This window comes from Gammaproteobacteria bacterium (genome assembly GCA_013816845.1).
Taxonomy (GTDB): Bacteria; Pseudomonadota; Gammaproteobacteria; order DSM-16500; family DSM-16500; genus Aquicella.
Genome location: JACDDU010000007.1, coordinates 14,257 through 34,546 on the forward strand (window position 1 = coordinate 14,257; position 20,290 = coordinate 34,546).

Genomic DNA, 20,290 nt, shown 5'->3' on the forward strand with positions numbered 1-20,290 from the left:
AGACCAAGCTTTCATCGCGAACTTATTAAGCAAAATGCCGCATAGGATTAAAGCTCATTCATGTTTTTAACTTAAACTCCCTAAAAACGCCGCACCCTTTATATCCTAGTTTTTGATATAAAGGATATCCTGCACTAGAAGCTTGTAACACAGCGATGTGATAGCCCAATTCTTTGGCGCGCTTTAAGCGGTATTGTTGCATGGCAGCGCCATAGCCTTTCCTTCGCTCATCGGGGGCAGTTGATAGCCAATGTAGCCCAGCTACTTGGGCAAAGTAACAAGATAATCCACGCACGACCGGTTTGCCGTTGACATAACCAACGTAATATTCAATGGGATCATCATCCGTTAAAACGGATGCGATCCAGGAAAAATATTGCTTAAACGCAACTGCATCATTAGCCAAAACAAGTGCAAAATCATGTAATGTTTTTTCATCTTGGGCTTGAATAATCTCAAGCTCTGGGGGTAAAGAAACTTGACCCTCCCATGCATCTAAATCGAAGTACATTGCAATATTGTTTTCCGTATTTTGATAACCGTTATGCTCTAACTGTTCAGGTAAATCATCAGGCTTATCAAAGGGGCTAACCCACCATGAAAAAGGAATATTTTTTTGCGTAAAATAATTTGTAACTTCCAAAATTTTCTTTTGAGCTTCTGCTGTAGAAAAATCAGCATCCAAAACGAAATTAAACGTGTCATCGGGAAGGCTTGTATTGACAATCGTAAAGCCTGGGATGCGTACTAATTCAACTTGGTTTAGATATTGCGCAAAGTGGGTCATATGCACATTAAGGTTGGTTACCATTGCTTTAACTAACCTTTCATGCGACCAATTTTTGGCTATTGTTTCAGTATTTTCTTTGAGGTAATCATTTTTTCTCTTTGGCCAGAGCTTTGCGTTGGCATCGATTTTTTGAACCAAGCTATCTTTGCCCATGACATAACTGTTCATATCATCGGAAAATTGTTTTGCGAGGTTTATTTTAAGCGCTGCATAAGCTTTCGCATCTTCTGGATGATGGATAACATAATCTCTAAAATTAACATGGCGTTTGATTTGCGTGCTTCCTCTTTCATGGATATGCAAATTAAAACTTATATGATTGTCTTGTCGTTTTACAAAAAAGCTGCGGTGCGGAATAATTTGACGTCTAAGATTAGAGTAATTTAGGCTGCTTAACTTATCTTTAATAAACTCGATCTCATCTAAATCATTACATACCAGCATCATATCGATGATAGGTTTGGCAGGCATGTTAGGAATAGCAGTGCTACCAATGTGGTAAATTTCCTTAAGTTGATTACTTAATACACTTTTAATGCGCCTAGCTTCTTGCTCGAAAAGGTCAGGCCAATGAGGGTCGTAAGATAATATTTCAACTTTACGGGGATTTTTCATGCGATAGAGAACATGGGGTAAATCAGCATGAATAATTTCTCGTTCGTATTGAAAACCTGCTTTTTCCATTATGCGTTGCGATGTTTTATTTGTAGTGAGCGTGAAAGAAACAATATTATCCAGTCGTATGACTTCAAAAGCAATTTCTGTGGATGCTTTAGCCATTTCAGTCGCTAATCCTAACTTCCAAAATTGCGGCATTAATGCATAACCTAACTCTATTTCTTCATGCCCATTGACCATCACGCGACGAAGGCCTGCGCGACCAATCCATTCTTTAGTGGTTTTTAAGTAAAATAACCACAGACCAAAACCATTGTCTTGCCATTGACTTAAATTCCATGCGAAATTGGCCCGTGTTTGTTCTTCAGAACGTACCCCTCCTAACGTTGCCATTAATTGCAAGTTTTTATGCATGATGAAAAATTTATCTAAATCATTATGTTTAATTTTTTCGGCGATCAACCGATCGGTTGTAAATGAATCAATCGAATGAAATTGTGTAATCGTTTTCATTAGTGTTAATACTCTCAGAATATAGTTTGCATGTTGATCCCATAGTAAGTGTCTTTCATTGCCTCATCAATAACTTAGATTTGCACGTCTCAAAAATCGGGAAATTTAGGCGCAATACTTAAACTATTCTGTATCACCCGTATAACAAGGTATTGATTTGAATTTAATTACACTTAAAATAACGGATTCATCAGTTAACCAAACATGAGGCGAATAGAAAATATGCAAACTCGAACAGCAGTACTTCTATCGTTAGGTATGCTACTTGAAAAGGTTGATACCAGCGAGTTCATTGCTAAACTACTTAAAATAGCAAAAGAAGAAAATCCTGATTTTATATTTACACAATCATTGCAAAAACAAGGGTTTCTTTTAGCCGAGACTTTCAATCAAGGTAAGATTGAATCTGAAACATTTGCGTCTCAACTTTTAAAGTTACTAGGTATTAAAACCATGCCGCTTAATGAATTTTGGAATGCATGGGACCAGATGGTGATATTGGGGAATATTGCTGAAAAAGTGCATCTTTTGCAAGAGGTCGGATATAAACATAACGCTTTAATGTACCTTTCAAGCGACACGAATCATTCCCACTTTAATAAGATAGTTAAAGAAAGTGAAAACCAAAACATTCAATTAGATGCGACAAAACAACCCATACAATTTGGACAACTTCCCCTTTACCTGTCTTATCGCATCGGTAGGAATCGCGAGACGTTGGTCAAACATATTATTGATGACATTCGCTCCAAAGACTTCAATAAACCGAGAGAAATTATTTTAATTTTGGGTAATCCAGCCAATATTAAAGACAAAACGGCTAGGCAGATGGCCGAGAGGGAATGTGCGGTTATTACCGCGTGGTGTAAGGAAAATAATGTATCAGTTAAGTTCCACAACCATTCACTTGAAGAAACGTTCGAACAAATTTTCAATACTGAAAATATTGATCGCCTTGCATTTAAATTTGCATAAAATTACTTTGAGTGAAGGCAATAATTACTAGGCTACATTGATCAATGCAAAATGATAAAGACGTATAATTGGAAAGCGTTGCTAATGCGTAATGATCTTTTTTTCATCCGACGGGTCAAGTAATGCGGCACGACACTTTTCAATATAGAGGTTGACGACAGTGTCAAGAATGTCGGGTTTCAAGCAGCTTTGAAATAACTCTAACGCTTTGGAATAATTTTTTTCAATATAAAATTGTCTGGCGTCATTGAAGGTTTCAATACAATTGATTTTATGGTTACGAACCACGGGTGAATCTACTGCACATACTTCAAAGATACCAATAGCCGATGATTGCCCACGCACAATGACATTATCAATTAAACGTAATGCGTAGTGTTGTGGGTACATTAATTTCTTTTCAGTATCCTCGGTAATGAGTAGTGAGACTTTATACTGCTTAGTTAAGTCTTCAATGCGTGATGCAGTATTGACGGCATGACCGATGACGGTACCTTCCATGCGGGTTGCGTTGCCTATAATTCCTAAGATAAGTTCTCCTGTGTTTATACCAATACCAATATCAATGGTTAAGGCTCCCGCGGCTTGTAATTGTTTATTAAATTTGACAAGTTGAAGCTTCATTGCGATGGCAGCTTGAATGGCAGAATCAGGATTTTCAAAAAGTGCCATGATGGCATCACCAATATACTTATCGATGAAGCCGCGATACTGTCCGATGATAGGTTCCATTTCTGCAAAGAATTTATTAACAAATTGAAATACTTCATTGGGTGTTATTCCCTCAGAAAACCGCGTGAAACCGCGAATGTCGCAAAACATAATAGAACGTTCACAATATACACTGTCACCAATTTTTACATTGACCAAACTTGTTTTGTTTAGTTGTTGTAAAAAAGCGCGCGGCACAAAATGCTCACTTGCTGAATAAAGACGGGCATTTTCTAAAGAGATGGCTGCTTGGGTTGCTAATAAATTTAGGACTTGTAGTAATTCTTTTTTAAAGGCGTCTTCGACTAAATTATTTTCTAAATATAAAATCCCAATTAAATTTTTCTGTTTCATAATTGGTATGCATAAAATTGATTTCGGCTGCTTGGTCATAATGTAAGGATCGCCCATAAATCTACCATCAGCACTTGCATTGCTAATGACCACTTCTTCATGAGAATTCTTCACATAGGCAATTAATTTAGTGGGGAGATCATTTCGCTCATTTAAGGGAACGTTTTGTAATAGCTTAACATCTTTATTATTCGCGTAGCCTTCTGCTGCAACCACTAAAGTATCAGTATTTTCAAGAATAATTAAACCCCGTTCCGCACCTGCATTTTCTAAAACAATATAAATCATTTGACGCAGTAAATTATCTAAAACAATCTCACTTGAGATCGCTTGTGTGGCTTTCAAGACAGAAATAAAATCTAATAAAACTGGATTAAGTGTGCTTGAGGAAACTGTATCAACGGATAGCTCTAGCGCTTGTTTTTGCACGATAAACCAATCGGGATAGGCTTGTTCAATCTGTTTGGCTTTGGCAATGGCACCCCAACGAAGATAATTATAATGAGCCTCAACCATGTAAATTTTAGCAAATTTCGTTTTGCCTAATTCAAGATAAAAGAAAGCCGCAAGCTCATTAGTAAGTGCAATAAATTGTGTGAAGCCACCTTCTTGTGTGGAAACAATTGCTAAATCAAAAAGTTCAGCAGCTTTGGTCATGTTGCCATTGATGCGTTCCCATTCTGCTTGCATTAAAAGATATTTATATTCCATATTTTGAGGGCATTGCTTGTTCCAAATTTTCACCTGTTTCAATAAGGATTTATAAGTTTTGCGATAACTTTTTTGTTCTTTCGCGGAAACCTCTTTATATTTTCGCGCAAGAATTAAGGCATATAACATGTATAATTCTTGATTCCAGACTAGTCCTAAAACATAAGGGCGCAGGCTAAAAGCCTTGATAATAGATTGCAGGGCTAAATCATAATGGCCAAAGGTAAATGCCAAATTAGAAAAAATTTCATGAGTCATCATTGCAACTGTTTGTGACTCATTTTTTTCTGATGATAAAATGAGTTGCCTTATTTCTTCCATCGTAAGGTTGGTTTGACCTTGCCAATAAAGTACTGTTGTTTTAAATAACAAGCCGAATTGATAAAAACCCACATCTTGAATGCGATGTAGGGTTTCATTCATTACGTCAATTGCTTTTAAAAGTTCTGCCAAGGGCATAGCGGTTAAAAATTGCAGTGCAGTGAGTACCATTTGTGAATAACCTGCAAACAAAACATCGCCCGCGTCAAAAGCCAATTGATAAGATTTTCTCGCTAAATGAATGCACTCCGCGTAAGGATATCGCCAATGCGCAAACCACAATACTAAAGTGGCGTAATAACGACTTAAGGTCGGTAAATGGTTAGATTTATCAGCTAACTTGCCTGCCAAAGTGACAAACTCAAACGTTTTATTATAATGTTGAAAACGGGTCATGATGATTAAAGCGTAAGTCATGTAAGCTGTAATAGAATAACGGCAGTATCCATCTTTTAAATTAATGACAATACGTTTGCTCGCCATTAAAGCAAGAAATTTAGGATTGGCAATATAGGCAGCAGGTCCCATCTCCATCAGGATATGGCTGGAGACGATGGTTTCAGGATTGTGAGCTTCCTTTAATGTTTTATATAAATTCGCAACATCAACAAAGAAAAGTTTTGCGGTGATATAAAGAATTTCTTTAATGACATGAAAAGAATTAGGATGGCGCGGTAACTTAATACCCAGTAATTCTAAAGCATTAATGCCGGTTTCAAGCGATTTTTCATGTTGATGCCGATTTGCATAAAGAATAACTTTAATCGTATAAATATCCGCTTTTTCCAAATTTGTTTTGGCATGATTTAACAAAATATCGAAGTATTTTTCTGCATCTTCATGTTGACCCACTAAATAAGCACATTCAGATCGTTCACGATAAAGATTAAATAAAAGCTGATAATCTGTTTCCCAATCGGCTTCAGTCAAGAGGTCAATGCCTGCGGTGATGTAACTTAAAGCAAATTGATAGGCTATTGAGCGCTTTGCATTTTGTGCGGCGATTAAATTTAGACGAGCAACTTGTAGTTTTTCATCTTTGTCAGTAATTAAATCTAAACTTTTATTGTAGTGCTGTAATATTTCAAATATTTTTTGTTCGTTGGTTTCAATATTAGCGTCTTTTAAAAGTAAGCGAGCAATATACAAATGCGTTTGTTTGCGAACACCTTCAGACATTAAGTCATAGGCAGCTTGTTGAACGCGATCATGAATAAATTGATATTCAATTTTTTCAACCGTGCCATCCTTTTCACTATTGTTTAAATCAGCTTGTCTATAAGTAGTCCCTAAATTTTTAATTAATCCTTCGGTGAGAGCGGGTATAAAGCTGAGTGCTAATTCTTTTAACGATTGTTGGCTTACAATAGATAAAGTTTGTAAATCAAATTGACTACCAATACACGATGCTAACTTTAAATTTTCTTGGGCGACTATGGGTAATTTTTGTAAGCGAGCAATGGTCAAATCAATAACGTTGTCCGTAACCGCTAAGCTTTCAATTTTCTTTATATCCCATTGCCAGGTATTTAACTCATGCGAAAAAACTAACAATTCTTCTTGATAAAGTACTTTAAGAATTTGGGTGATAAAAAACGGATTGCCATGCGTTTTGCTATAAATTAATTTTACTAAAGGTTGGATACGTAAAATATCTTGGTGCAATGTATCTGCTACTAAATGTTCGACATCAGTAAGCGTTAAATTACTTAATTGAATGGTTTGCGTGGCAATTCCAACTTCCATAATATTCTGCTGCATTTTCATTAAAATGTGATCGCCTTTGACTTCCGTATCTCGATAAGCACCAATCACTAATAAATAATGACTTTTAACATCTGTTAAAATATGTTCAATCAAGAGAAGTGAGGCATTATCAGCCCACTGTAAATCATCTAAAAACATAACCAACGGATGATCGGCTTTAGTGAAGATGCGAAAGAAATCTTCAAACACCATCGTGAAACGGTTTTGTGCTTCGGAGGGTTGTAATTCTACAACCGGGGGCTGTGGACCAATGATTAATTCGAGTTCGGGTAAGATGTTAATAATAATATTACCATTGATACCCAGTACCGCAATGATTTCTTGCTTAAGTGCAATTAAGCGAGCATCAGGTTCTGTGAGCAATTGTTTGATTAACGATTGGCACGCTTGAATGATTGCGCTATAAGGAATGCTTCGTTTTAGTTGATCGAATTTACCACTAATAAAATAACCATGTTGTCGTACGATAGGTTTATGGACTTCTTGAATTAAGGATGTTTTACCAATTCCGGAGTACCCCGAAACAAGTAACAATTCGCTAACCCCGCGCGTCGTTCTTTCAAATGCACCTAATAAACTTTCAACTTGATCGTCCCGACCATAAAGTTTCTGTGAAATATATAATTGACCAGATGAAATGCGCTGGCGTAAGGAAAAAATATCAATCGATTTTTTTCTTTCCCATTGCTGGCTACATTCATTAATGTCCAGTTGTAAACTCGTGGTTGAACTGTAACGATCTTCGGGAATCTTTTCTAATAACTTACCAATAATCAATGAAACCATTTCTGGAATATTTGGATTGATACTCGTTGCAAGGGGAGGAATTTTAGCAATGTGACAGTGAACCCATTCAACAGGGTCTGAAGCCTGAAAGGGGAGTGCCCCTGTTAACATTTGAAAAAAGGTGACCCCTAAGGAATAAAAGTCAGTACGGTAATCAAGCGAGCGGTTCATTCTTCCCGTTTGCTCTGGCGAGACATAGGCAATGTTGCCTTCAAGAGTATAAGGGCTCAATTGCGTTTCAACTTTTTCAAAAATTTCAGTTGAGATACTTAAGTCAATGAGTTTAGTTACCAGCGAATGCGGCTCAATGATAATGTTATGGGGATTAATATCTTTATGAATAATGTGGTGTTGATGAAGAGAAGCCACAATTTGGATTAACTGTTTTGCAATTCGAAAAAATAAAGTGAGATCCACGGGACGTGAATTTAAAAATTGCGCAAGGGTAATGCCTTGAATGTCTTCTAATACTAAGATCGTGGTATTTTCATGCGTGATTAATCCTTCGGCACGTACCACGCCTGATAAGTCTAATTTCTTTAATAATGAATATTCATGCTGCAAGGTCGCCAATTCTTTGGTCGTTGGATGATCAGAGGCGGTTGATTTAAGGATAACTTTCTTATTATCTTCAAGACGCACTGCTCGATAGGCTTCGGTTGTTGCCCCGTGGTAAATTTTTTCAACAATCGCGTAGCCTTTCATTTGTAGCATGTCGCCTCTCGCCCTCTCGTACCCAGCATGCAAAATCGGTGGGCATAAAATACACATCAAAACAGCAAGTTTCAGACTTAAGTATAGTTCATCTGACCAGAAAGAAGTCGAAATCAGGTTCCGGGGTAAATTGAAAAAATAAGTAAAAACAAGTGCTTATTAATTTTAACTCACTTAGGTCTTGTCCATTTGCTAATGTTCTCTACTTTTAGAGATAAACGAATCCATCTCTAAAAGATCTTTTTTTAACTAAATTTTGAACATTGACAAGCGGGCTAAATCCCATTACCTTGAGGCCATTATCTTCAGGGCGGGGTGTGAGTCCCCACCGGCGGTAAATTTATCTTTTGGGATAAATGAGCCCGCGAGCGCTTTCTTAGGAAAGGTCAGCAGATTTGGTGCAAAACCAAAGCCGACGGTATAGTCCGGATGCAAGAAGATTAATAAATATCACCCCTTCCTTCAGAAGTTGCTGGGTCTATTTATTTATCCGCCTTGAGTTTTATTCGGGGTGGAAATGAATACTGACCGACATCATCATTACATGTTAAAAGCCTTGCAACTCGCGGAACGAGGGCGCTATTCAGTCTCCCCCAATCCCATGGTGGGTTGTGTTATTGTCAAAAATGATTGCATCGTCGGGGAAGGTTTTCACCTTTTAGCAGGTTCTGACCATGCCGAAATTATTGCGCTTAAAGCAGCGGGCGAGTCAGCGAGTGGTGCAACAGTTTATGTCACGCTTGAACCGTGTCCCCATCAGGGTGCGACCCCGCCATGTACTGACGCCCTCATTGCTGCCAAAGTAAAAAAAGTAATTATTGCTTGCCAGGATCCGCATACCAAAGTTGCAGGTAAAGGGATTGCCGTCCTTATTGCCGCTGGTATTGAAGTGATTGTTGGTGTGAATGAGGAAGCAGCCCGTGCATTAAATGCTCGCTTTTTTCATTTCATTACGCAACGTATGCCTTTTGTTATTGCAAAATGGGCAATGTCATTAGATGGTTTGACCCAAACCCATGTAAAAGATTCAAGAATCATTTCTTCCCCAGCATCGCATTTAGATGCTCATCACTTACGACATGAAGTTGATGCCATTCTTGTTGGAGCAAATACGGCGCGACTTGATAACCCGCAACTGACAACGCGTCTACCGAATGTTAAACGTCAACCTTTACGCATTGTGCTAACCATGCAAAGTCGACTCAGGCCAAATTTACATTTGTTCCAAACGCCTGAGGAAGCGCGCACGTTAGTCGTCACAACGCCTGGAAACGAACCATACTATCGCGCATTGCAATTAAAGGGGGTTGAGATTCTATCTGGTCCTCTCGACGCGGCGGGTAAGATTGACCTCATCCAATTTTTGAAAATTTTAGGGAAGCGCGGTATCAGTAGTCTGTTAATTGAAGGAGGCAGAATGACGCAAGAAAGTTTTTTTGCTGAGCATTTAGTTAATAAAGTCCAAGTTTATGTAGCGCCCGTTATCATTGCCTCGCTCTCACAAAAAAAACCGCTCATCAATTTTTCTGCCACTCAAATGGGCGCTGATGTTTGCTTCACAGGAAATATTGAGGGTAGTCATTATGTTTAGCGGTATTGTTGAAACACTGGGTGAAATTATTCACGTTGAATGGTTGCAAGATTGTATGCAATTGCAAGTCAAACCCTTGCAACATTGGGATGACTTGCAAATCGGCGATAGCGTAAGTATTAACGGCGTTTGTCTTACGGTAACAGCTTTTAGTCTCAATTCATTTTCAGTGACCGTGGTGCCTGAAACTTTACGTTTAACTAATTTAAGCGAACTAAATCAAGCATCACTTGTCAATTTGGAGCGTTCGCTCAAAGTGGATGGTCGTATTGGTGGACATAATGTACAAGGCCATGTTGATGCAATCGGTAAAATTTTGGAGTTAACACGAGATGGAAAAAATGCGCTTTTGGTCAAGATAAGTTGTCCTGCGCAACTCAGTAAATACATTGTGGATAAGGGTTATATCACTTTAGATGGTATGAGTATTACGGTCATTAAAGCGACTGCGCATTGGTTTACAGTGACTTTCATTCCGCATACGCAAGCCATCACGATTGTAAAAAATTACATCGTTAATCAAAAAATTAATATTGAAGTCGATATTTTAGGTAAATACGTTGAAAAATTATTGGGAGCGGTCCGTTATGCAAGCACACATTAAGCGCGTTGAAGCTGCAATGGATGCATTAAAAAAAGGAAAAATGGTTATTCTCACGGATCATCATGATCGGGAAAATGAGGGTGATTTGATTTTTGCGGCAGAATTTGCAACCGCTGAAAATGTTAACTTTATGCTGCGTCATGGAAGCGGTGTCGTATGCTTAGCTCTACCGCGTCAACACCTTCAAAAATTGAACTTACCTTTAATGGTTCCCCTTAATGAAAGTCGACAGGGCACAGGCTTTACCATTTCAATTGAAGCGCGGTCAGGTATCACCACAGGCGTCTCAGCTGTCGATCGTGCCCACACCATTTTAACGGCCATTAGCGAAACTTCTGTTGCTGAAGATTTAGTTCGCCCGGGCCATGTTTTCCCATTACAAGCACAAGATCATGGCGTCTTAGAGCGAGCCGGTCATACCGAAGGCTCCATTGATTTGGTACGCATGGCAGGTTTAACCCCAGCAGCTGTATTGTGTGAAGTTATGAATTCAGATGGCACGATGACACATGGCGAGCAACTCGAAGTCTTTAGCCAAGACCATGACATCATGAGGTTATCGATTGAAGATGTGATTGTGTATCGTTATGCACATGAAAATTTAATTGCAACCGAAGCAAGCGCTACCTTGCCACTCGAGTCGTTTGGCGAATTTAAAATTACGGCCATCGAAGAAAAGATTACGGGGAAAGAACACATTGTTTTAACCAAACCGAGTAAAAACGCAAAGGACGCAACCCTTGTTCGTATCCACTCATCTTGCGTAACGGGCGATTTATTTGCCTCACAACGTTGTGATTGTCGTCAACAATTATTGTATTCCTTAGAAGAGATTAGCAAAGTCGGCGGTGTCTTGATTTATCTCAGCCAAGAAGGTCGAGGTATTGGTATTCTTAACAAAATTAAAGCTTACTCTTTGCAAGAAAAAGGCATGGATACAATTGAAGCGAATGAATGTTTAGGCTTCCAAGCAGACGGGCGCCACTACTACATTGCAGCAAATGTCTTAAAAAATTTAAATATTACTCAGGTAAAGTTACTTACCAATAATCCAGCTAAGTTAGCTTACTTAAAGCTTTGCGGAATTGATCAAGTTGAGCAAATACCACTTCCGGCTTTTTGTAATCCTCAAAATCAACATTATTTACAAACTAAAATTCAGAAAATGAATCATACGTTTGCGAATGATTTTTTACATCAAATAAATGGAGTGTAAGCATGCCTTATAAAAATGCGCAATTTGCCATTGTGGTCAGTGATTTTAATCGTGATATTACTTCAAAACTTTTAGAAGGGGCTATTCAACATTTGGCAGAAAAAGAAATTGCAACAAGTCAAATTAAAATAGTGCATGTGCCAGGTGCGGTCGAAGTTCCATTGATTGCAAAACGTTTAGCAGAGCAAAAAAAATATGATGCAATTATTTGCTTAGGCTGTGTTATCAGAGGTGATACCGATCACTACCAATATGTTTGTGCGCAAGTCAGTGAAGGATGTCAGCAAGTCATGCTGCAGTATAATCTTCCTGTTATTTTTGGTGTTCTTACGACGCAAAATGAAGCGCAAGCATTGGCGCGCGTCGGTGGAAGTGAGGGGCATAAAGGAATAGAAGCGGCAATGGCTGCGATTGATATGATTAATGTCCTGCATGAGCTTAATTAGAATTGAGCGCTAGGGGCTCGACTTATCTTCTTGTCCCCATCAGAATTATTAATTGTTTGTGGTATTTGGGGTAAATGATTGTAGTTATCTTGATTGCGCTCAGTGTTGCTAAGTTCAGTGAGCGGATTGAATGAAGTAGTTCCGGTTACTTGAAAACAAATTCCCGTGCTACTCTTAAATTTCTGTGCGTTACCGCGCTGACCAAGACCAGCAGCACTCTTCTCTGGGATAGCTTCGTGATTCAATAAATCTTGATGTGCCTTTTTTTTCTTTGCTTGAATGATCTGCGCGCCCGATTGAATTTTTTTGGCAATCATATCAGCACTGCACAGCATGACGGTTCCAAATGCTAGCAAAGCAAGCCCCACGGGTGGTGAGCCGAGAAAGAGGAGTCCCCCCAAGCATAGAATAGCGAAACCCAGTACACGAAACGCATTGGTCGTTCCTTTCGATCCCGGAGTCCATTGAGCAAGTTGGCGGGTTACTTCAACTTCTCCCGAAGCTGCAGCCATCATTAACCATGTTGATCCGCCAGCATCCTTAGTCTTTGCTTTTTCCCGAGTTACACAATGGATTTCTTTATACGATTTACTTTTCTGCCAATTATGGAAGTGTGTATTAAATTTTTCTTCATTTAATTTTTGGGCATTTATGTCATTTGTCTGCAAAGGATCTCGAGCTATAAAAATATCTGTGCCTAAAATGACGTTTTCCTTTTCTTTGCAAAAAGCATCATAAGTCCTAAATGTTATATCATGGATTGTTTTGAGCGTTTGGATAGGTAAATGATTGGCATCAAGGTAAAGCCAGGTATCTTTTGTGGGATTGTATTGAATATTGATTACATGATCATAATTTCTGATTCGTAAGGCAATGGGGTGTTCAAATTTATCTTTCATTGCCTCCCGAAATGACTGAAAGTAACGGTTCAATTCTTTGTGGGAGTAAGATCCTGAGAATCGAGCGACCAATTTTTCTCCACCCAATTCTTTTAACGATTCAGGCATTAATAAATCTGATACAAAAGCTTTGGTAGCTTGTTTTTTCTTTTTTCGTACCTGATCGATAGGTTTGTAAAGGTAAAGCTCTTGCGCGCACGAAAGACCATCAAACCAGGGCTTAACGTCGAGAAGAAGTCGTTCTTCGCGTGTTAACAAATGAGAATCAGGGTTAGGCGAAGTGAGGGTGAGGTACTGTTCAAATTTCTTTTGAAACATTTCTTTAACGTTATGACCCCAGGGGTTGTAACCTTGAATATAAAGTGATTGCCAAATTGCATTGATTTCAGCGGTTACTTTTTTCTGCGCCCGTTCTATTTGCCCTGCTAATAATGCCGGTGGAATGGTGCTCAATATGAAAGTGCGTTCATTGAAGTTGACGAGATGTTCCGGATGCGTATTCTCAGTCAAAAGAAGCGGACGTCCTAGGGCTTCAACTCCACTGCAGAATCCATCACTTTGGGCACGATAACCGAGCGCTTTCATCTGCTCTATTATCCATTCTTGTCCCCGGGGACAAAATTTAGTGGGAGCTATCGATTCAATTTCATGATAAAGCAGTGCTTCGATTTCAGCATTACGCTGATTATTTTGATCCGCGTAATACGTAAAAGCTTTGTAAGGAGAGATGCCTCGACTATTTTTTTTATGCGGATCTACGCCTTGCTCGATTAAAAGTCGGATGCAATCTATCTGTTGATGGGCAATCGCAACACTTAATAAATCTTCAATATGATAGTTAAAATTTGAATCCCTAAATCCGGTAGGAATAGGCACAGCCCATTCTAAATTAGCGCCATGCTGAATAAAGGCGTTAACAACTTTAGGAAGTCCCATTTCAACAGCAGCGCGTAATGGAGTGTAACCCTTGTGATCGATTGCATTTAAAATAATAGGATTGAAATCGTCGCTTCTTAAAAAATCATGGATTGCATCGATATTTTCATCTTTGATGCATTGATTAAGGAAATTTACATGAGACGCGATCTTTTCTCGCTCTTCGGAAAGTAAGAATACTGATTGGACAAGGGGAGACAAATAAGTTGATTGAACGGAAGAACTTGCAATCCAAGGAAGTAGGCTAGACATTTCCTTTTTGTTGACAGTCAATTCCATTTTAAAACTTAAGATTGCATCTGCGATGGGTGTAGACGCTGCAATGTGAAACCATGAAAAAATATTTTTAGTAAGTTCATCTTCTTTAAAGTAAAGGCTTTGTTCGGCATAACTACAACGCCATCGATTTGTTTCTGCAAAATAAGTAATAGAAAATTTCTTTTGATCAAACGTTTGAAATGCAAGTGTAATAGGCGAGGTTATTTCTGTTTTGCGCGCATAGAAACTTAATTGCTTAATCATGAGACTAAGTTGCATGTAAGTGCATCGATGGATCGATGAAGCTTTTACGTCAGATAAGTTTTTATGAAGCATCAGAGTCTCATTAAATTAAGCGTATAAATATTATAAGGTTTTTTTATTAAGAGCCCGTTAAGGTTGAAGCCTGGAGCTGAAATAAAAAAGATAATTAGATCATTTACTTAAAGTTAACCCGTGTTAATATAAAATAACCAAGGAAGGTAAGGAATGATCAAATGAATTGGCAATGGTTACATACCGGCTTATTTTGGGTTCAACACGCTGTTTCTTTAGCAGGGGTTCTAATCATTGTCACGGGCGTTTTCGCGGCATTTTGTCGATATATTATTTTTATAATGACCGGTCAAGGGCTTACCGAAGGGTCACAAATAAACGAAATTAGGGTCCATCTCGGACGCACCTTGATATTAGGATTAGAGTTTATTGTTGCTGCAGATTTAATAGGTACCACAACGACGCCTGATTATTACGCCGTAGGGTTGCTTGCTATCATAGTTGTCATTCGAACCTTGCTTAGTTTTTCTATTAACCGTGAATTGATGAGCATTAAACAAGAAAGTTAATTGTTAGAATTTTTCCTAATAAAGTTAAATACTCATCGATCAGAAAGCCCTTCTTATCCCTAAGTCTATGATTTAGATCCAATCTCATTTTATACGTTGCAGCGTATAATTAAGGAAGAGAGTGGATATTTGGGAGATAAAGATGCCTACCGTGTTGCCACCGGAAAAAGCTGATAAATTATCTCGAAAAGTTATTCGCAGTTTCTATGCAGAGTTAGTTGAACTTGTTCAGAACAATACAAATAACTCGACGCTTGCCGCTTTTCAAAAAAATTATATTAAGTTTTTAAAAAATGTAGCCAACAATGTGCATCAAAAAAACGAAATTATTCTTTCGCAATTCAATGCGATAAGGGATCTATTTCCCCAATATCCAGCGCAATATTTAGACTTTATTGCAAACGATTTACAAGGAATGGGAAAAAAATCTAAGCTACTTTTCGAAAATTCATCCATGCATGAGTTTATTGAAGGGTTAAACAATTTAGAGTATAAAAAAACTGATATCACATCTTTCCCTCTCCATTTTCAAACTTCTTCGAAGGATAAATTGATGGGTTCGCCTACCTTATCTTTTAAAAAGGTTATACCTGAAGTTCATCCCTCTGTGGATCCAAATAATAATAATAATAATAATAATAATAATATGCAAAGCCGATCTGAGCGGCTCATATCGAAGTTTAACGGGTTAGCGATCGACTACTCATCTGATCCGCAGTTTTTATTACATACTAACCATGATTTCATTGCGACAAGAGCATATCAAAACGCCCAATATTTATTTGCCGCTCAACATTTTAGGCGCTCTATTGCTGCTTTAGAAAAAATGATGGAGATGAGTTTACCCGTGATTAATTTACTTGAAGCACAAAAAAGAAATTTAGCTTTATCTTTGTATGATGGGTCCTTAGCGCTAGATAAGGAAGAATCTAACCGGAAAGTTGAGTTGTGTAATCGAGCTGCAAAATATGTGCGCACGATCGTAAATAAAACAGAAGATGATTTTCGATTCTTATCCAAATTATATCAACTGCTAGGTGATTTGGAAGTAACGCGACATAAACCTTTACATGCCTTGCGTGCTTACCAATCTGCTTTAATTAATTTAGAGAAATTTTCTCAAAGACCTTTGAGCGAAGTGCATGCTGAAGACAGCCTGGCAAAAAATTTAATAAATAAACTAGTGACAACTTTAGCTAACTTAAGTGCGCAAGATCAATCAGAATTTGATGTTTTTCCTATTAGTCCATTTAGAAATAAAATTTTACGAAAATACTGTGAAATTCACTTAAAGGAGGGCGTCGTTTTATACAATACGAGTCAATTCACTCAAGCTATACAAGAATTTAATCTAGCATTATTAGGTCTGGAATATCTCCCTTCCACTGTCGTTAATGCTAAGGATAAGCAAGACCGATCCATAGCGCATGCAAATATTTTTCATTCCGCTAAAGATTATGGACTTCAAATGTTAAATCAAAAAGCAATCGCTGAGGCAGAACGTGTATTTTATGCTGCTATCAAACATGCTAAACAAACAATTAATCCCGATGCCTTGATCCCTGATATCATGCTAGTGCTTTACCATTTAGGATTGTCTTACCTCGAGAATAAACAATTTCAAGAAGCGGTTAAGGTTTTAAGATTCGGTTTTCAAGAAGCTTGCTATGTGCCAGCAAGTAATGGGATGGCTGCGTTTTTTAAAATAAACCGAGAGAATAATGATGAAGCACACTTAACTAAACAGCTTTTAATTGCTTATACGGAGTCCATGATTTCCTTAACTGATTTAAATAAGCATGAGGAAGTGCTTCAGATAAACACTGAAGTCCTGGAGCTACTGAGCGCACCCGGTATGATGCCAGCGCTCGCATTTAATGATTATAGAGACTCACTTACAAGTTTGATCCTAACACTGGTTCATATCGGTGATCGGCAGTTTGAAAAAAATAAAGTCTTGGGTCTATTGCAATATAGACAAATTTATCAGCTAGCATCTCAGATTTCTGAATTAGAACAAGAAGCCAAACATATCATGCAACGTATAGGGCATTATTACGTTAGTGAAGCTGATGCTGCCTTTACAAAACAGCAATGGGGCGAGGCAATTGGGTGGTATCAAACGGCAAAGGAAGTAGTGGGTAATAAGCTACCGAATTTCGGGCCTTTCATCCAACATAGAATAGCCCAAGTATTTATAAAAAGTAGTGAGCATAGGACAGATGTAAATAAAAAATTTGTCGATTTAGCAAAAGGCGTCATTCAGTTAAGTAAATTAGAGTCGGTTAAATATGCTGATGTTAAGTTTCTGAATCAACTCAAAAGTAAATTAAGCCAGCTCGCTCTCCATGTTGACAATGAATATCTCAATCTTTTTAAAAATGAGCCTCATCTGCAAGGATTGTTTAAAGAACATGAAAAGCCAAAATCCCTAAGTCAAGCTGGCTATTTTCAACCCGCAAAACCGAAAGACAATGAACCTGAACCCGATCCTAATAACAATAATAATAATCCGAAAATGTAATCAAATATTCCAGTACAATTTAAGATTTTTTCCCAAGTGCGGGTACTAAAATTGCTGCCTGGCGTTCATTGAAGGGGGCGAGAGAATCAATCGGAGAACAACTGGTGAGCGCAGAAAAGATAAAAAAAATGCAAAGAAAGCAATACCATTTCATTAATGGCTACCATGTTCCAAAATGAGCAGCTGCCGATTGTCCGGGTCCATTATAAACTTGCACTTCCACCGCAACAATACCATGTTTTAGTAGAGTCACTTCTTCCAGCATTTTTGCTAAAAACCAATGCGATAATTCTTCAATTGTGATGTTTGATAAAGGTAAAATAATTACATCTTTTTTTAAGAATGGTATTTTCTCACCATTAAATAAACCAATACAATAATCGCCTTCTTCAAATAGTTGCATATAAGTTGATTCACTGGGTAGCAAAAAGTGGCGATCAATTTGCTGGCAAACTGCCTGTAATTTTTTTTTATAAATTCGATAATCAAAAGCAAGACCATTATGATCAATATTCATTTTAAAACGAATGCTGACATTATAATTGTGCCCGTGCAATTGTTCACGTTCCGTTGCAGAAAAAATAGTAAAATGACCTGCGGAAAATGAAAATTCTTCTTTATGAATAGTTAAGTAATTAGTTCGTAACACTACATGTCCACCTATTATTTTATTTAGTCTAAATCCCGGCGTCTATCTTGCAGGCGAAATCCTGGTAGTAATTCAGGTGTTATCGCTCGCATGTTTTTACTCAATCCCATTATTTTAATTACATCACCCATCGCATTGGGGAGCGTCAATGTCTTAATAGCTTGATGTAAGACGTAACAATCTTTGTCATTAAGATGATGTTCCATTTTTTCGGTCCAGCGGATGAGATCACATCCTAATAAAAATCCAGCCTGTGTTGTAAACCCTAACAAATTTGCTTCTAAGTCCACGGCGAGATGAGCAAGTTGGGTAAAATTGACATGCGCTGTAATGTCTTGATTGCCAATATGAAGGAACGGATCGCTATGATAGTTGTGTTGATGAAAACAACTTAACGTCCCTTGAGTTCTTTCGGGATGATAATATTCACGTTCGCCATAACCATAGTCAGCAATTAATATTACACCTTGTTGCATTGCCCCGATGAGAGATTGAAGGAAAGAGGCCACATTTAAATTAATCTCGGATGCATAGCCCATCGGAAAATGATAAGTGTGGTTGAGTTGATCCAATACATTCTTAACATCAGTATTGCTAGGCTCTTCTACTTGCCATGTAAAGGTTTCATGAGAGAGGACTACTTTGCGTTCTTTCATTCCATCCGGCGTCATAGCAAAACAATGAACCGGCAAGGCGTCTATTACTTCATTGGCAATGATGATGCCAATAAAATCTTTGGGCAAAGCGGATAACCATGTTATGAGTGATTCGATTTCAGGAGCTTGCTGGTTGATATGACGTTTTTGTTCTCGTTCGAGAGAAGGACTGGGTTCGTAAATATAATAGTGCGAGAGCGTAATGCCTAGACTCTTAAGGCTTCCAATTAAGTCACAAGCAAATTTGCCGCTGCCAGCGCCTACCTCTAAAATACACCGATCTGGAAGCATGGATAGAATAGCTGCACATTGGGTACCAAAGCATTGTGCAAAAAGCGGGGAAATTTCTGGTGCAGTGGTAAAGTCACCACTTTTGCCAAGTGCAGTTAATCGCGAATAGTAACCCCACTCTGGGTGATAGAGTGCAGTTTGCATAAACTCAGCGAAAGAAATTGCACCCTGTCCCTGAGCAATCTGATCGCGTAAGTAAGCGGTAAGCAGTGCGGAATACGTATTCATTTTTTATAATAGTTTTGTGTTGTTGCCACATTATAAGGAAAAACCGATGGAAAAGTCTGCACTTACTGGTAGCGTTGCACTCGTTACTGGCGCCGCTAGGCGAATTGGCGCTGAAATTGCGCGCACTTTGCATGGCATGGGCATGGACCTCGCTGTGCATTATCACGTTTCTGAATGTGAGGCATTGGGTTTAGTTGAGTCATTCAATCGGATCCGGAAAGGTTCAGCCATTGCAGTTAAAGCTGACTTAAATGAGCCGCAGAGTGAAAAAGCCCTGATTCAGCAAGTCGTTGCACATTGGCATCGCCTTGATGTGCTGGTCAATAATGCTTCACGTTTTTTTCGTACACCTGTTGCAGAAGTGGATGAAGCAGCCTGGAATGACTTAATGAATTCTAATCTAAAAGCGCCTTTTTTCTTATCTCAAGCGGCAGCACCCCATTTGGCGCTTAATCATGGGGTCATTATTAACATTACTGACGTTCATGCGGAGCGTCCTATGATGGGCTACCCCATCTATAGCATTGCGAAAGCGGGTCTTGCTTACATGACGAAAGTGCTCGCGATCGAGCTCGGCCCTAACATAAGAGTTAATGCAGTGGCACCTGGTTCTATTATTTGGCCTGAAGGTGAAAATAGCTTGTCAGAAGAAGCAAAACAAAAGATCATCGACCGCACTGCGTTGCAGAAAGTAGGGTGTGAAAAGGATATAGCTAAAGCAGTTTTATTCTTAATTAAAGATGCGCCTTTTATCACAGGCCAAATCATAGCAGTGGATGGGGGTCGTACAATTTAATAGACGAGGGTCGTCATGAGTTTTATCCGTTCGACATTGATGACAGCGTACCGCTCGCGTTTATACCCCAATTATTGGGATATTTTAGCGC

Annotated in this window: 13 protein-coding genes and 1 riboswitch; of the genes, 8 read left to right on the forward strand and 5 right to left on the reverse strand. The window is 38.5% G+C overall.

From position 1 onward, the window contains the following. Positions 1–58: 58 nt before the first annotated feature. Positions 59–1,921, reverse strand: a complete 1,863-nt coding sequence (locus tag H0W64_11805; protein ID MBA3662407.1) for a GNAT family N-acetyltransferase — start codon at positions 1,919–1,921, stop codon at positions 59–61. Between the two features lie 222 nt (positions 1,922–2,143). Between H0W64_11805 and H0W64_11810 the strand changes: the two genes are divergently transcribed. Beyond that, a complete protein-coding gene (locus H0W64_11810; protein MBA3662408.1) occupies positions 2,144–2,896 on the forward strand; it encodes a hypothetical protein in 753 nt (250 codons plus the stop codon). An 81-nt stretch (positions 2,897–2,977) separates the two neighbouring features. On the opposite strand, the gene H0W64_11815 is transcribed toward H0W64_11810, so the two are convergent. Next, a complete protein-coding gene (locus tag H0W64_11815; protein MBA3662409.1) occupies positions 2,978–8,260 on the reverse strand; it encodes an AAA family ATPase in 5,283 nt (1,760 codons plus the stop codon). 297 nt (positions 8,261–8,557) lie between these two features. Further along, positions 8,558–8,705, forward strand: a riboswitch (FMN riboswitch). 72 nt (positions 8,706–8,777) lie between these two features. Here H0W64_11815 and ribD point away from each other — a divergent pair. From ribD to H0W64_11835, 4 genes are read left to right on the forward strand one after another with little or no spacing between them, the layout of a single operon-like run. After that, on the forward strand, positions 8,778–9,851 hold the full coding sequence (gene ribD / locus H0W64_11820; protein ID MBA3662410.1) for a bifunctional diaminohydroxyphosphoribosylaminopyrimidine deaminase/5-amino-6-(5-phosphoribosylamino)uracil reductase RibD: 1,074 nt from the start codon (positions 8,778–8,780) through the stop codon (positions 9,849–9,851). Further along, positions 9,844–10,455 carry a riboflavin synthase gene (locus H0W64_11825; GenBank protein MBA3662411.1) on the forward strand — a complete coding sequence of 204 codons (612 nt, stop codon included), beginning with the start codon at positions 9,844–9,846 and terminating at the stop codon, positions 10,453–10,455. The genes ribD and H0W64_11825 overlap by 8 nt, the downstream gene beginning before the upstream one ends. Beyond that, a complete protein-coding gene (ribB, locus tag H0W64_11830) occupies positions 10,439–11,671 on the forward strand; it encodes a 3,4-dihydroxy-2-butanone-4-phosphate synthase (GenBank protein MBA3662412.1) in 1,233 nt (410 codons plus the stop codon). Before H0W64_11825 ends, ribB begins: the two co-directional genes overlap by 17 nt. A 2-nt stretch (positions 11,672–11,673) precedes the next feature. Then, positions 11,674–12,117, forward strand: a complete 444-nt coding sequence (locus H0W64_11835) for a 6,7-dimethyl-8-ribityllumazine synthase (protein MBA3662413.1) — start codon at positions 11,674–11,676, stop codon at positions 12,115–12,117. Here H0W64_11835 and H0W64_11840 read toward each other — a convergent pair. Then, positions 12,114–14,546: an ankyrin repeat domain-containing protein gene (locus H0W64_11840; GenBank protein ID MBA3662414.1), complete on the reverse strand. Its 2,433-nt coding sequence runs from the start codon at positions 14,544–14,546 to the stop codon at positions 12,114–12,116. The two genes, H0W64_11835 and H0W64_11840, sit on opposite strands and share 4 nt — an antisense overlap. A 161-nt stretch (positions 14,547–14,707) precedes the next feature. On the opposite strand from H0W64_11840, the gene H0W64_11845 reads away from it, so the two are divergent. After that, a complete protein-coding gene (locus H0W64_11845; protein MBA3662415.1) occupies positions 14,708–15,055 on the forward strand; it encodes a DUF1622 domain-containing protein in 348 nt (115 codons plus the stop codon). Between the two features lie 142 nt (positions 15,056–15,197). Then, the gene (locus H0W64_11850) at positions 15,198–17,579 is read left to right on the forward strand and encodes a hypothetical protein (protein MBA3662416.1); all 2,382 of its coding nucleotides are present in this window, start codon (positions 15,198–15,200) and stop codon (positions 17,577–17,579) included. Between the two features lie 160 nt (positions 17,580–17,739). On the opposite strand, the gene H0W64_11855 is transcribed toward H0W64_11850, so the two are convergent. Both H0W64_11855 and H0W64_11860 read right to left on the reverse strand, forming a co-directional pair. Further along, positions 17,740–18,228 (reverse strand): 6-carboxytetrahydropterin synthase, encoded by a 489-nt coding sequence (locus tag H0W64_11855; GenBank protein ID MBA3662417.1) that lies wholly within the window; start codon positions 18,226–18,228, stop codon positions 17,740–17,742. Between the two features lie 23 nt (positions 18,229–18,251). Further along, the gene (locus tag H0W64_11860) at positions 18,252–19,403 is read right to left on the reverse strand and encodes an SAM-dependent methyltransferase (protein MBA3662418.1); all 1,152 of its coding nucleotides are present in this window, start codon (positions 19,401–19,403) and stop codon (positions 18,252–18,254) included. Positions 19,404–19,449: 46 nt separating this feature from the next. Here H0W64_11860 and H0W64_11865 point away from each other — a divergent pair, with 46 nt between their 5' ends. Further along, entirely contained in the window at positions 19,450–20,199 is a 750-nt protein-coding gene (locus tag H0W64_11865; protein MBA3662419.1) for a pteridine reductase, read from the forward strand. The last annotated feature ends 91 nt before the right edge of the window (positions 20,200–20,290 follow it).

Coding starts and splice junctions, on each gene's coding strand:
- H0W64_11850 (MBA3662416.1), top strand. CDS start 15,198: ATGCCTACCGTGTTGCCACCGGAAAAAGCTGATAAATTATCTCGAAAA.
- H0W64_11840 (MBA3662414.1), bottom strand. CDS start 14,546: ATGCTTCATAAAAACTTATCTGACGTAAAAGCTTCATCGATCCATCGA.
- H0W64_11835 (MBA3662413.1), top strand. CDS start 11,674: ATGCCTTATAAAAATGCGCAATTTGCCATTGTGGTCAGTGATTTTAAT.
- H0W64_11860 (MBA3662418.1), bottom strand. CDS start 19,403: ATGAATACGTATTCCGCACTGCTTACCGCTTACTTACGCGATCAGATT.
- ribD (MBA3662410.1), top strand. CDS start 8,778: ATGAATACTGACCGACATCATCATTACATGTTAAAAGCCTTGCAACTC.
- H0W64_11825 (MBA3662411.1), top strand. CDS start 9,844: ATGTTTAGCGGTATTGTTGAAACACTGGGTGAAATTATTCACGTTGAA.
- H0W64_11845 (MBA3662415.1), top strand. CDS start 14,708: ATGAATTGGCAATGGTTACATACCGGCTTATTTTGGGTTCAACACGCT.
- H0W64_11810 (MBA3662408.1), top strand. CDS start 2,144: ATGCAAACTCGAACAGCAGTACTTCTATCGTTAGGTATGCTACTTGAA.
- H0W64_11805 (MBA3662407.1), bottom strand. CDS start 1,921: ATGAAAACGATTACACAATTTCATTCGATTGATTCATTTACAACCGAT.
- H0W64_11815 (MBA3662409.1), bottom strand. CDS start 8,260: ATGCTACAAATGAAAGGCTACGCGATTGTTGAAAAAATTTACCACGGG.
- ribB (MBA3662412.1), top strand. CDS start 10,439: ATGCAAGCACACATTAAGCGCGTTGAAGCTGCAATGGATGCATTAAAA.
- H0W64_11865 (MBA3662419.1), top strand. CDS start 19,450: ATGGAAAAGTCTGCACTTACTGGTAGCGTTGCACTCGTTACTGGCGCC.